This is a genomic window from Xenorhabdus japonica (assembly GCF_900115195.1).
In the GTDB taxonomy this organism is placed as follows: Bacteria; Pseudomonadota; Gammaproteobacteria; order Enterobacterales; family Enterobacteriaceae; genus Xenorhabdus; species Xenorhabdus japonica.
Genome location: NZ_FOVO01000004.1, coordinates 78,062 through 92,239 on the forward strand (window position 1 = coordinate 78,062; position 14,178 = coordinate 92,239).

Annotated in this window: 7 protein-coding genes and 3 tRNA genes; 6 read left to right on the forward strand and 4 right to left on the reverse strand. The window is 43.6% G+C overall.

Features of this window, described 5'->3' with window-relative positions; all coding sequences use genetic code 11:
- Nucleotide 1: 1 nt before the first annotated feature.
- The 3 genes from ptrA to recD are packed head-to-tail and all read left to right on the forward strand — an operon-like array spanning nucleotide 2 to nucleotide 8,402.
- Nucleotides 2-2,887, forward strand: coding sequence for a pitrilysin (gene ptrA / locus BM135_RS02955; RefSeq protein WP_092517662.1), 2,886 nt, complete (start codon nucleotides 2-4; stop codon nucleotides 2,885-2,887).
- A complete protein-coding gene (gene recB / locus BM135_RS02960) occupies nucleotides 2,884-6,504 on the forward strand; it encodes an exodeoxyribonuclease V subunit beta (RefSeq protein ID WP_175485920.1) in 3,621 nt (1,206 codons plus the stop codon). Before ptrA ends, recB begins: the two co-directional genes overlap by 4 nt.
- 5 nt (nucleotides 6,505-6,509) lie before the next feature.
- A complete protein-coding gene (gene recD / locus BM135_RS02965; RefSeq protein WP_175485925.1) occupies nucleotides 6,510-8,402 on the forward strand; it encodes an exodeoxyribonuclease V subunit alpha in 1,893 nt (630 codons plus the stop codon).
- Nucleotides 8,403-8,446: 44 nt separating this feature from the next.
- Here recD and argA read toward each other — a convergent pair whose 3' ends face one another.
- Nucleotides 8,447-9,772: an amino-acid N-acetyltransferase gene (argA, locus tag BM135_RS02970; RefSeq protein ID WP_092517668.1), complete on the reverse strand. Its 1,326-nt coding sequence runs from the start codon at nucleotides 9,770-9,772 to the stop codon at nucleotides 8,447-8,449.
- Between the two features lie 242 nt (nucleotides 9,773-10,014).
- Here argA and amiC point away from each other — a divergent pair, with 242 nt between their 5' ends.
- Nucleotides 10,015-11,262: an N-acetylmuramoyl-L-alanine amidase AmiC gene (gene amiC, locus BM135_RS02975; protein ID WP_092517670.1), complete on the forward strand. Its 1,248-nt coding sequence runs from the start codon at nucleotides 10,015-10,017 to the stop codon at nucleotides 11,260-11,262.
- Nucleotides 11,263-11,500: 238 nt separating this feature from the next.
- On the opposite strand, the gene BM135_RS02980 is transcribed toward amiC, so the two are convergent.
- The 3 genes from BM135_RS02980 to BM135_RS02990 all read right to left on the reverse strand — a co-directional run bounded on the left by BM135_RS02980 (nucleotide 11,501) and on the right by BM135_RS02990 (nucleotide 11,930).
- Nucleotides 11,501-11,577, reverse strand: a tRNA-Met gene (locus tag BM135_RS02980).
- Nucleotides 11,578-11,643: 66 nt separating this feature from the next.
- Nucleotides 11,644-11,720 (reverse strand) — tRNA-Met (locus BM135_RS02985).
- A gap of 133 nt (nucleotides 11,721-11,853) precedes the next feature.
- Nucleotides 11,854-11,930 (reverse strand) — tRNA-Met (locus BM135_RS02990).
- 227 nt (nucleotides 11,931-12,157) lie between these two features.
- Here BM135_RS02990 and mltA point away from each other — a divergent pair.
- Both mltA and tcdA read left to right on the forward strand, forming a co-directional pair.
- Nucleotides 12,158-13,258 carry a murein transglycosylase A gene (gene mltA / locus BM135_RS02995; RefSeq protein WP_092517672.1) on the forward strand — a complete coding sequence of 367 codons (1,101 nt, stop codon included), beginning with the start codon at nucleotides 12,158-12,160 and terminating at the stop codon, nucleotides 13,256-13,258.
- Between the two features lie 88 nt (nucleotides 13,259-13,346).
- The gene (gene tcdA / locus BM135_RS03000; protein WP_092517674.1) at nucleotides 13,347-14,159 is read left to right on the forward strand and encodes a tRNA cyclic N6-threonylcarbamoyladenosine(37) synthase TcdA; all 813 of its coding nucleotides are present in this window, start codon (nucleotides 13,347-13,349) and stop codon (nucleotides 14,157-14,159) included.
- The last annotated feature ends 19 nt before the right edge of the window (nucleotides 14,160-14,178 follow it).

Consider the following 14,178-nt stretch of genomic DNA (forward strand, 5'->3'; position numbering starts at 1 on the left):
TATGCCTAAATATATTATCCGCATCATGACGATGTTCTTTCTGCTACTTTGTGGGGGTACTGCATATGCTCAATTGCCTTGGCAACCGTTGCCAGATACGATTCACAAAAGTGAGCGCGATCCTCGTCAATATAAAGCCATTAAACTACAAAATGATATGACAGTCCTGTTGGTTTCTGATGAAAAAGCGATTAAGTCATTGGCCGCCGTATCTATTCCGGTTGGTCACATGGAAAATCCAGATAATCAGCTTGGTCTGGCTCACTATCTTGAGCACATGGTATTAATGGGTTCCAAGCGTTATCCTCAACCGGGAGCATTTGCCGAATTTTTGCAAAAACATGGAGGAAGCCGTAACGCCAGCACAACTGCTAACCGAACTGCATTCTATCTGGAAGTTGAAAATGATTCCTTAGCAGAAGCGACTGATCGCCTGGCGGATGCTCTTGCTGAGCCTTTGCTGAACCCCGTGAATGCTGATCGTGAACGCCATGCTGTTGACAATGAAATGACCATTGCTCGTGCGGGTGAAGGGCATCGTATATGGCAAATCCGTTCCGAGACCATTAATCCTGCCCACCCCAATGCCCGCTTTGCTGGCGGAAATTTAGAAACGCTCAAAGATAAACCTGACAGCAAATTACAGACAGCATTGATTGGTTTTTACCACAGCTATTACTCTGCCAATTTGATGAAAGGAGTTGTGTATGGCAATCAATCAATAGATAAATTGGCTCAGATTGCGGCAGAAACTTTCGGTCGCATCCCGAATCGACACGCTTCTGTGCCTGCTATTACAGTTCCTGCAATAACAGATAAAGAAAAAGGCATCATTATCCATTATGTGCCAGCACAACCCCATAAAGCGTTGCAACTGGAATTCAGCATTGCCGACAATATTGCAGATTTTCGCAGCCAAACAGATACATATGTCGGATATTTAATCGGTAACCGCAGTCAAAATACGTTATCTGATTGGTTGCAGAAAAAAGGTTTAATCGAAGACATTAATGCTGGAGCAAATCCAAAAACTGATGGCAATTCCGGGACATTTAATATTTATGTTTCGCTGACGGATAAAGGGCTTGAACAGCGCGATCAAGTTATAGCAGCCATTTTTTCTTACATTAACCTGCTAAAACAACAGGGTATCAACAAGAATTATTTTGATGAAATGGCTAAGGTTCTTAATTTGTCGTTCCAGTATGCGTCAATCGTGCGGAATATGAACTATATTGAAGGACTGTCTGATGCCATGCTGATATTGCCTATTTCCCATGTTTTTGATGCGGGGTATGTTGTAGATGGCTTCAATCCAAAAGCGATAGCCAGCCGTTTGGATGAATTAACACCTGAAAATGCACGTATTTGGTTTACCAGCCCAACAGAGCCACATAACAAAGAAGCTTACTTTGTACAGGCTCCGTATCAGGTCAATAAAATTACCTCAAAGCAGCTGGCGGAATGGAAAAAACTCGAACAGGGAGATTTATTCTCTTTGCCTGAGTTGAATCCTTATATTCCTGATGATTTATCCCTGATTAAAACGTCTGGCAGCCAAAAACACCCTGAAATGATTTTGGAAAAGCCAAATGTTCGCCTGCTGTATATGCCGAGTCAATATTTTGCCGATGAGCCTAAAGGCAGTATTACACTGGAGATGCGTAACCCTAATGGATTGAAGAAAATCGAGGATCAGATTTCAGATACATTATTGGGCTATTTATCTGAACTTACACTTAATCAGTTGGGTTATCAGGCTTCAGTTGGGGGGATGAGCGTTTTTACAGGTTATGTAGATGGTTTGAAAATCGGCGTCAGTGGTTATACGCAACATTTACCAGAGTTGTTAACTTCAGCGATTAATCAGTATATTTCGTTTACACCGACTCAAGAAGAGCTGGCTCAAGCGAAATCATGGTATCGGGAACAACTGGAAGTCGCTAATAATGGCAACGCCTTCCAAATGGCAATGCAGCCAGTTTCTCGCCTTTCTAGTGTGCCTTATTTTGAACAGGCAGAAAAATTGAAGGTGCTGGATGCCATTACCGTTGATGATATTGTGAAATACCGTCAGAGCATGATCCAACACTCAGCTTTACAAGCTCTGGTTTTCGGTAATTTAACTGAGCAACAGAGTATTAACATCGTTCAATCAGCACAGAAGCAACTCGCTAATCAAGGAACGGTTTGGTGGACTGGTAATCGCATTGTTATCGACCGTAATTATGCGGTTAATTTTAAAGGCACAGCTAACAGCACAGATAATGCATTGGCGGAAATCTATATTCCGACAGGATATGATCACATCAGCGGCAAAATTTATTCCAGTTTGCTGAGTAGCATTTTGTCACAGTGGTTCTATGATCAATTGAGGACGAAAGAACAGCTTGGCTATGCAGTTTTTGCTTTCAACCAAAATATAGGTAAACAGTGGGGATTGGGTTTCTTGTTGCAAAGCAACAGTAAGCAACCGGATTACCTGCATAAACGCTACCAGAGCTTCTATCAACAGGCTGATAAAAAGCTGAAAGCGATGTCTGATGCTGAGTTTGAGCAGTATAAAAAATCTCTGCTGAAAGAAATGCGTGAACCACCACAAACTTTCTATTCAGAAGCAGGTCGCTATTATGCGGATTTTGGGCGCAATAACTTTAAGTTTGATACACGTGAGAAAACCATAGCAGCGATGGAAAAAGCCACTAAAGCACAGCTCATTGCGTTTTATGAAAAAGCGGTTATTAAACGTCAGGGATTGGCTCTGATTTCCCAAATTACAGGGAAAAAAGGCACAGTTCATCAATATGCTGAGATGAAAGGCTGGAAAACTTACGACTTTGTGTCAGATTTCCAGAAACAATTACCGATCAAGGTGAATGCTCAGTGAGCAAAGCTATAAAACTTAACCCGTTAACACTGCCGCTGTATGGTCAGCGGCTGATCGAAGCTTCAGCAGGAACGGGAAAGACTTATACGATAGGCTTACTGTATCTGCGCCTGTTACTGGGATTGGGCGGCTCTGCCGCCTTTTCCCGTCCGCTGAATGTCGAAGAGATTCTGGTTGTTACCTTTACGGAAGCTGCAACGGATGAATTACGCGGACGTATCCGTGAAAACATCCACCAACTCCGCTTGGCCTGTATACGGGTAGAAACAGCCGTTAGCGATCTGGCTTACCAGCAATTGCTGGATGAGATTCCTGATAAGGAAAGCGCAGCCAGTTGGTTATTGGCCGCTGAACGCCAGATGGATGAGGCTGCAATTTATACCATTCACGGTTTTTGCCAGCGAATGTTGGTACACAATGCGTTTGAGTCAGGTGTATTGTTTGAGCAAACGCTGATTCAGGATGAAAGTCAGCTACGTAAACAAGGCTGTGCCGATTTTTGGCGGCGTCATTGTTATCCCTTGCCATTGTCGATTGCTGCGGAAGTCAGCCGGATATGGAGTGGGCCGGAAGCATTATTGAAAGATATTTCTGACTATTTACACGGAGATATGCCGTGTATCGTCAATGCGCCTGATGGTGATGAAACGTTGTTTAGCCGCCATCAGAAAATTATTGAACAGATTGATTCGATAAAGTGCCAGTGGAATGATGCCGCTTCTGAGTTAGAGGTGCTGATCACTAATTCAGGTGTTGATAAGCGTAGCTACAGCAAAAAGTATTTACCCAATTGGCTGAATAGTGTTTCTGAATGGGCTGGATTATCTACCAAAGATTACCTGCTGCCCAAAGATTTAGATAAATTTTGTCAGTCCCGCTTATTGGAAAAAACCAAAAAAGGAGAGGCTCCAAAACATGCGTTGTTTGAAGCCATTGATGGTTTATACCAACAGTCGCTGACATTGAAAGACATCATCATTTCCAAAGCGATTGTGGAAGTTCGCCAATCGGTTAATCAGGAGAAACTGACACGTGGCTACATGGGCTTTGATGATTTGCTGACCCGTTTGGACAGTGCCTTACAACGTGCAGGAGGAGAGCAGCTTGCTGCAACCATTCGGCAGCGCTATCCCGTCGCAATGATCGATGAATTTCAGGATACTGACCCACAGCAATATCGCATTTTCCAGGCCATATATTGCCCTCAATCAGAAAGTGAACAGCCGGAAAATGGCTTACTGCTCATTGGCGATCCCAAACAAGCGATTTATGCGTTTCGTGGGGCAGACATTTTTACCTACATTCGTGCTCGTTCTAACGTTAAGGCCCATTACACGCTGGAAATTAACTGGCGTTCTTCTGCATCAATGGTGCAAGCGGTCAATAAACTATTTTCTCGCCCAGAACACCCATTTTTGTTTGAACAAATCCCATTCATTAACGTTAATGCAGCAGAGAAAAATCAGGGGCTGCGTTTTTCTTTTCATGATGAGGAGCAAGCTGCTTTGCGTTTTTGGTTGCAGCCTGGTGAAGGCGTTTCCAAAGGGGCATATGAACAAAGCATGGCCCGACAGTGTGCTGCCCAAATACGGGATTGGTTGCAGGCAGGACAAGAAGGAAAGGCTCTTTTATGTCATATAGAAAAAGAGCGCCCGGTTATGGCGGCAGATATTACAGTGTTGGTACGTGATCGTCGGGAAGCATCATTAATCCGTAATGAATTGAATGCGCTGAAGATACCATCGGTTTTTCTTTCCAACCGAGAAAGTGTGTTTGATACGTTAGAAGCAAAAGATTTGCTTTGGCTATTACAGGCGGTATTGGCTCCGGAAAAAGCGCGTGAATTGAGAAGTGCATTAGCCAGCAGTTTATTTGGCTTGAGTGCACAACAAATTGATCAATTGAATCACGACGAAATGGCGTGGGATCGTTTGGTTGATGAGTTTGATGATTATGCCCGTTTATGGCGTTCTCGTGGCGTATTACCCATGTTGCGGGCAGTAATGGTGAAATATCGGATAGCAGAAAATCTGTTGGCTGGTGATGATGGTGAACGTCGGCTTACGGATGTTATGCACATTGGTGAGTTATTGCAGGAGGCATCTCAGCAATTAGATAGCGAACATGCCGTGGCTCGTTGGCTGGCACAACAGATTTCACGCCCGAATCCGCAATCAGAAAACCAGCAGCTACGGCTGGAGAGTGATCGACATCTGGTGCAGATTTGTACTATTCACAAGTCTAAGGGGATGGAATATCCATTGGTTTGCTTGCCTTTTATTTGTGGTTACAGGAAGCAGAAGCAGGCTGTCTATCATGATCGCCATAACTTTGAAGCTTATCTCAGTATTTCCCATGATGATGAAACGTTGAAAGAAGCTCTGGAGCTGGCCGATGAAGAGCGCTTGGCTGAGGATTTACGCTTGCTCTATGTAGCGTTAACGCGATCGGTTTATCACTGTAGTGTTGGTGTAGCCCCGCTTATCAAAGGGAATAGAGGGAAGACTGGTGACACGGATTTGCATTTGTCTGCTCTTGGATACCTGCTGCAAAAGGGACAGAAAGGTGATGTGGAACTATTGGTAAACAGCTTGAATGAACTTTGTAATGACAGCATAGAGATCAAGCTGGTGGAAGATATCTCTGATTCACAGTGGTGCTCGCAAAATGAAAATATTTTGTCGCTGGAAGCCAGAAGGTTTCAACGTTCTGTACGGGATGGCTGGCGGGTGACGAGCTATTCGGGTTTACAATACTCCGCTTCTCACGCTGCTTCTCATGCTTATTCCGGTGCATTTGGCGAATCTGTAGATGTGATTGTGCAATCCATTTCTCCGAAGCTGGATATTGATGCTCGTGGTGAAAAGCAGGGAGAACAGTCATTACAGATGACTCCGCATACTTTTCCACGTGGGGCGTCTGCGGGTACATTTTTGCATAGTATTTTAGAGGATCTGGATTTTGGCAATCCCCCGGATCAAGCGTGGTTAGTGGAAAAACTGACTGCATCAGGATTTGATGAAAATTGGGCACCTGTATTGGATCAATGGATAGAGGATATTTTAGATGCAGAACTGAATGAGCAAGGTATGCGGCTTGCCAAAGTGCCCCGCCATCTCCAGCAAAGTGAAATGCAGTTTTACCTGCCAGTGGATAAGTTATTGCATTCAAAGGAAATGGATGCCCTGACTCGTCGTTATGATCCACTGTCTGCGCAATGTGCACCGCTGTCCTTTCATCAGGTCAAAGGCATGTTAAAAGGTTTTATTGATTTGGTTTTTTGCTGGCAGGATCAGTTTTACGTAGTGGATTACAAATCAAATTGGTTGGGTGAAAACAGCCAGTCATATACGCAAGAAGCGATGGCAAGAGCCATGATAGAGCATCGTTACGATTTGCAGTATCAACTCTATACTCTGGCTCTACACCGTTATTTACGTCACCGATTAGCCAATTATGATTACCGTCAGCATTTTGGTGGTGTGATATACCTGTTTCTGCGTGGTATTGATAAGGATAATCCCGGGCATGGCATCTACCATTATTTACCCCCCTTTGAATTTATTGACGAACTGGATACGCTTTTCAGTGATGCTGGTGAGGAGCAAAGCGTATGAATTCCATGATGTCATTATTGCAGCAGGCAGTGAGCCAGAAGTTGCTACGTCCTTTAGATATGCAGTTCGCTTATGCGATGATTGAGGATGAAAACCCTCTGTTACTGTTAATTACGGCGCTGTTAAGTGCTGAATCAGAAGCGGGGCATGTCTGTTTGCCACTGGAGCGAATTTCGCCAAAATATTTTTTTGAAGGCAGGCAACCTGAATTAGCTGTATCGCTTTGGTCTTTGGCCGGAGAACCCGATCCACAACAGATACTGGCTGAATTGCAGGCCTGTCCTGCGGTGAGTATAGGGGAGTTTCCTACACCAATGATCCTTGCCCATCAAGGGGAGACTGATTGTCGCCTGTATTTACAACGCATGTGGCAAAGTGAACGGCGTGTGGCAGATTTTTTTGCTGCGGTAGAGTTGACTGATACTTTTGATGAAATTCAGTTACGCCGTATTTTGGATGAGCTTTTTGGTGTCACTACCGAAGAAGACGTTGACTGGCAGAAAGTTGCGGCGGCAGTGGCTGTAACGAGCCGAATTTCTGTGATCTCTGGTGGGCCGGGAACTGGAAAAACCACGACAGTGGCTAAGTTATTGGCCGCCTTGATCAAATTGCATGAAGGAAAAAAATTAAGTATTCAATTGGCAGCGCCAACAGGTAAGGCGGCGGCGAGATTAACAGAATCACTTAGGGATGCGGTCAAGAAGCTCGATTTGACATCGGAACAATGGCGTAGCATTCCAGAACAGGCGCAAACTATCCATCGTTTATTAGGGGCGCAACCCGATAGCCAGAAACTGCGTTATGGTCGTGATAATCCGTTGTCCCTTGATATTTTGATCATTGATGAAGCCTCAATGGTGGATTTACCAATGATGGCTCACTTGATTGATGCTTTGCCGTCACGGGCGAAGGTTATTTTCTTGGGGGATAAAGACCAGCTGGCATCGGTTGAAGCAGGGGCGGTATTGGGTGATATTTGCCGCTTTGCTGAACAGGGCTACAGTGCCAAACGTGCCGAACAGTTGGGAAGATTAACCGGATGCCAGCTGACACCTTATTCCTCACCATATTCTGATGAAAACGCTTCCGTAGTGCAGGATTGTTTATGTCTGTTGCGTAAAAGCTATCGCTTCAATTCGGCTTCTGGCATTGGGCAATTGGCATCAGCAGTGAATCGGGGGGATCGTGCGGGTGTTGCTACGATGCTGAGTCAATCTTTTCCTGATGTTTATTTTTATCCACTTTCAGCGGATGAAGATTATCAACATCTGTTGGCTGAAACTGCTGTGGGTTACTACCAATATTTGGCGATGGTAAATGAACGGGCATCGGAAAAAGCCATTTTGGCCGAATTTAACCGTTTTCGATTGTTGTGTGCGTTAAGGGAAGGCCCTTTTGGTGTCACCGGACTGAATCAGCGAGTGGAACAATTACTGCACAGGAAAGGTGTTATCACCCTGCCAAAAAATATAGAGAGCCGTGGTTATGTCGGACGTCCTATCATGATATTGCGCAATGACAGTACTCTCGGGCTGTTTAACGGAGATATCGGGATTATGCTCAGAAATCAGGATAATGAGCTGAAAGCTTATTTCCAGTTGTCGGATGGGCAGATTAAAGGGTTTCAGCCGAGCCGATTGCCTCAACATGAGACGGCTTATGTGATGACTGTGCATAAATCTCAGGGATCTGAATTTGAGCATACGTCCTTGGTGTTACCAACTCAATATTCACCATTAATCAGTCGAGAATTAGTATATACCGCTTTGACCCGGGCTAGGGATAAATTGACTATTTATGCCCATAAACCGGTGTTGGACAAGGCTGTGGCTACAGCTACACAGCGGCGAAGCGGGTTGGTGGAATGGTTCAACCCGCACAATAAAAAGGCGATGTAGCTAGGCTGATATAGCTAAGATTGATTCGAACAAGATTAATAGCCCTATAAATTCAGCATCAAGATCTTGGAACGGCGCTGATAGTTATACAGCGCTTGTTTTTCCACGGGTAATATCTCTATTCCTGCGGGTTCAAAACCTTTCTCCTGGAACCAGTGAATACTGCGGGTTGTGAGTACAAAAAGTTTTTCCAGCCCTATCTGCTTAGCCTGACTGGAAATTGCATTTAGCAATATTTCACCTCTGGAAGAGTTTCGGTAGTCTGGGTGCACAGAAACGCAAGCCATTTCCCCGATTTTTTCATCAGGGTACGAATACAGCGCAGCGCAGGCGATAGTGACATTATCAAGTTCTATCAACGTGAAATTATCAATTTCCATTTCCAGTTGTTCACGTGAACGGCGTACCAAAATTCCTTGTTGCTCCAATGGGCGAATAAGCTCAAGAATGCCACCGATATCATTGATATTGGCGCGGCGTATCTGTTCAGAGCTCTCCATAACTATTTGGGTGCCGATACCTTCACGGGAGAATAATTCCTGAATCAACGAACCATTTTCTTGATAACTGATCAGATGGCTGCGGTGAACACCACGGCGGCAGGCTTTGATTGCTCCCCTTAAGAAACGCGAGGTTCCTGAATAGTAATCACTGGTGTTTTCCAATTTGCACAGGTGAGCTTCTCCTTCATTGGGAAACATTTCTGACAAGGTATTACCTTCAGCATTAAGTACGCCCTGAGATGAGCAAAATCCAATTAATTTTTCTGCTTTTAGTTTAATCGCTAATTGTGTTGCAATTTCTTCGGAAGTTAGGTTGAAACTTTCTCCTGTGATGGAGACCGCAACCGGCCCAATCAGCACGATAGTATCATTATCCAATTGCTGGTTGATTGCCTCCTCATCAATACGGCGGATCTTGCCACTGTGACAATAATCGACCCCGTCATCCACTCCCAAAGGTTGGGCGATAATAAAGTTCCCGCTGACAACATTAATATTGGCACCTTGTAATGGTGTATTGCTTAAGCTCATGGAAAGGCGTGCTGTAATATCCAATTGTAGTAATCCCGCTGCTTGTTTGACCAAATCCAGTGTCTTAGCATCTGTTACTCTGGTGTGCTTGTGGTAAACCGATTGGCAATTGTGTTCGACAATATTCTGTTCAATTTGTGGACGAGCACCATAAACAACGATTAAACGAATACCCAAATTATGCAGTAATCCAATATCGTTGATGATGTTGGAGAAATTCTCATGGGCGATGGCTTCACCTCCCAGCATAATGACAAAGGTTTTGCCACGATGTGCATTGATATACGGAACCGAGTGACGTAATGCCTCAATCAATTCAGTACTGCGTTCTTTCATGAACCCCTCTCTGATTGAATTTCTATTCGATTTTTTTGTATTTTTATTCCTTTTGGAGGGAAATGGCAAGAGGAAATATGGATAAAAATAAAGCTATTATTTATATTGGCATATATAAATTAGGGGATTAAAAAATGCATTTTTTTTTGATGACAGAAGTTCGCTAATTAATTAGAGTTCCCGCTTAACTATTATCTTTAGTAAAGATTACTGAGTTCGGTTGTTTTTAAATGGAATAAACGATGAGTCATTCAGACCATAATACTTCACGTCGTCGCCTGCTGAAAGGTGCAGCCGCGGTATGGCTATTAAGTATCAGCCCAATAGGTTACGCAGCTACTTCAAAAGTAATTGCTGTTCGTATTTGGCCTGCATCAAGCTATACCAGAGTGACGTTGGAGTCTAATATTCCACTTAAGTATCGCCAGTTTTCACTTTCAAATCCTAACCGTATTGTGATTGATTTACGGGGTATCCAGCTTAATAGTGTTTTGAGCAGTATGGGGACACAAATTCAGCAGCGTGATCCTTATTTAAAATTAGTGAGAACAGGGCAATTTGATCCTAAAACAGTGCGTTTAGTATTTGAAATAAAACAGCCTGTAGCTCCGCATATTTTTACATTACCACCAATTGCAAAGTTTAAGCACCGTTTGGTACTCGATCTATATCCCAAAAAGGCTGCTAGTATGGATGATGATCCTTTGCTGGCTTTGCTTGAAGAATACAACAGTGGGAATCTGGAACAGCGTTTACCGGCTGAGACCCGTAAACCCGGAAAGGCAGGCAGAGACAGGCCGATTGTGATTATGCTCGATCCTGGTCATGGTGGTGAAGATTCTGGAGCGATTGGGAAATATAAAACCCGGGAAAAAGATGTCGTGTTGCAAATTGCCCGTCGTTTACAGGCAATCATCAAGCGTGAGCCGGGTATGAAAGTTTACATGACCCGTAATGAAGATGTGTTTATTCCCTTGAAAGTGAGAGTGGCGAAAGCTCGTAAGATGCAGGCTGATCTCTTTGTTTCTATTCATGCGGATGCCTTTACAAATCGCTCCGCTCGGGGATCATCCGTGTTTGCGCTTTCAACTAAGGGAGCCACCAGCAATACAGCCCGCTTCCTCGCTCAGACTCAGAACGAGGCTGACTTGATTGGTGGGGTTAGCAAAAGTGGTGATAAATATTTGGATCATACCATGTTGGATTTGGTTCAAACCGCAACGATTAATGATAGCTTGAAGTTTGGTGATGAAGTGCTCAAACGGATGGGTAAAATTAATAAACTGCATAAAAATAGTGTCGATCAGGCAGGATTTGCGGTATTGAAAGCACCAGAGATTCCTTCTATTTTGGTAGAAACTGCATTTATCAGTAATCTGGAAGAAGAACGTAAACTTAAGACAGCTAAATTCCAGCAAAAAGTGGCGGAATCTATTTTTGCTGGCATTAAGGCATATTTCAAAAATGGAGCAGAATTAGCACGGCGGTGAAATATCCGTTGTGAATTAACTTCTCGCCATAAAGGCTATTGTGAAGCTTGGCCTGATAGAATATTAAATAAAGCCAGTAAGGGTTGATTGCTTATGATGTAATTATAGACATTTTTTTAAACAGGATTTAAATAATATTTAAATGCTAATTTAAAAGCTAAATTTAAAAATAAACCAGATAAAAGTCAGGAAATAAGAACTGGGAAGAAATCTAAGAGATAAGATAAAAAATTGATATTGGTTGCGGGGGCCGGATTTGAACCGACGACCTTCGGGTTATGAGCCCGACGAGCTACCAGGCTGCTCCACCCCGCGTCCGTCTATTTGCAAATTGATTATTAATCGTGAATGCAAATATTGAGCAATGACATCGTATAAAGTTGGTTGCGGGGGCCGGATTTGAACCGACGACCTTCGGGTTATGAGCCCGACGAGCTACCAAGCTGCTCCACCCCGCGTCCGTCTATCTGCAAATCTTGATTATCAATCATGAATGCAAATACTGAATGATGACTTTCTTTACTGCTAAATTTTCTCTACTACTAAATCGTTTGAATATTACGACATATCAACGATAACATCTTATCGAACTGGTTGCGGGGGCCGGATTTGAACCGACGACCTTCGGGTTATGAGCCCGACGAGCTACCAAGCTGCTCCACCCCGCGTTCGATGTCGGCACACTATACTCTTGAATGTAGCAGTTGCAAGTTTTTTTATTAATATTTGCTAAATTATTTTGATTTTTGGTTGAAAAGCAATCTTGCTGTCTTATTTTTACTCGATGGGCTTTATCAAAACAGTAAGCTATTTTTTATAACTACATTTCATTATTTATTGGTGTTTGATATTGTTCGTGGTCGGAGTAAGCGATGGTTAGAGATAAGGCATTAATATGAGAATGTGGGGCAAATATCTTTTATTTGGATTTGTCATTTCGTTATTATCAGGATGTCATTTTCGGCCGACTGATCGGGCACAGCAATATAAGGATGGGCGAATTATCCACAACCTCCAGTTGGTTAATGCTCCTAATACCGAAGGCTCCCCGGTTAATGCCAGAGACTTTGTCACTCAAGTTAAATATATCAGTGAAGCTTCTCCTCGCCTTTATAACAATAACCGTGAAATATTTGAGGCGATCGAAAATTGGATGTTGTCGGGGGGTGATACCCGTGATTTAAATGAATTTGGCTTGCTGGCTTATCAGATGGAAGGTGAAGATAAATATGGCAACGTAAAATTCACGGGTTATTACACTCCTGTGTTGCACGCACGACATACCAAACAAGGTGAGTTTAAATATCCGTTGTACCGTATGCCAACAACCCTCTCTCATTCCCGTTTACCAAGCCGTGCTGCGATATATCGCGGAGTACTGAATAAGAAATTTATTATCGGTTACAGTGATTCCCTGATGGATAATTTTATGATGGAAGTACAAGGAAGTGGCTATGTCAATTTTGGGGGTGGGCGTTCATTTACCTTTTTTGGCTATGGGGGAAAAAACGGACATGCCTATCTTAGTATTGGCAGTGTTCTGATTAGTCGAGGAGAAGTGCTGAAAGAGAAAATGTCCATGAAAGCTATCCGTCAGTGGGCAGAACAGCACAGCGAACCCGAAGTGAGAGAATTGCTGGAACATAATCCTTCATTTATTTTCTTTAAACCTGAACCTCATACCCAAGTGAGGGGAGCCAGTGCCGTGCCCCTTGTTGCAAAAGCATCGGTAGCATCTGACAAATCATTGATCCCTCCCGGAACAGCGTTACTGGCAGAAGTGCCTGTATTGGATAAGATGGGCAAATTTACCGGCCAATATCAGATGCGTCTGATGGTAGCTCTGGATGTTGGTGGAGCCATAAAAGGAAACCATTTTGATATTTATCATGGCATCGGGGAAAAATCGGGTGAAATGGCCGGTTTTTATAATCACTATGGCCGTGTTTGGGTATTGAAGAAAGCATCATCTGGTTTTTTGGCTGATAACCAGTAAGATTCCTCCAATTCTTACGATCAATTTGAAATAATCAATCGATAACCTATTTCAATAGAGATAGGTTTTATGCAGGATTTATTTAACAATGCAAGTTTTTCTATCTAATGCTTATCTTCAGCGTTTTGCTGGTACGGCTCGACTATATGGTCAGAAAGCGCTTTCATTATTTGCCCGTTCACATGTTTGTGTTGTGGGCATTGGCGGTGTTGGTTCATGGGCGGCAGAAGCTCTGGCGCGCACAGGTATCGGTGCTATCACGCTAATTGATATGGATGATGTTTGTGTCACCAATACCAATCGTCAGTTACACACGTTGGTACAAAACGTAGGCTTGCCAAAAACAGAAGTCATCGCTGATCGGATACGAGCGATCAACCCTGAATGCAAAGTTACTTGCATTGATGATTTTGTCACGCCTAATAATGTGGCCGAATTGATGTCCACAGGATTCAGTTATGTTATTGATGCGATTGACAGCATACGGTCAAAAGCGGCGTTATTGGCCTATTGTCGTCGCTATAAAATTCCGGTTGTAACGACTGGCGGAGCGGGTGGGCAACTCGATCCTACCCAGATTCAGGTGGTGGATTTAGCAAAAACAGTACAAGATCCATTGGCGGCCAAATTGAAAGAGCGCTTGAAGTCGGATTATCGTGTGATGAAAAACGGCAAAGGCAAGTTGGGCATTGACTGCGTTTTTTCAACGGAGCAGCTGGTTTATCCCCAATCTGATGGCACAGTTTGCGCCGCGAAGAGTACCGCGGATGGCTCTAAGCGGATGGATTGCGCTTCTGGTTTTGGTGCCGCAACAATGGTTACGGCGACATTTGGTTTTGTTGCTGTATCCCACGCATTGAAAAAGATGGTGGCAAAAGCCGGGCGGGAAAATACGCTGTAAACAGGTCTCATCTTAAAAC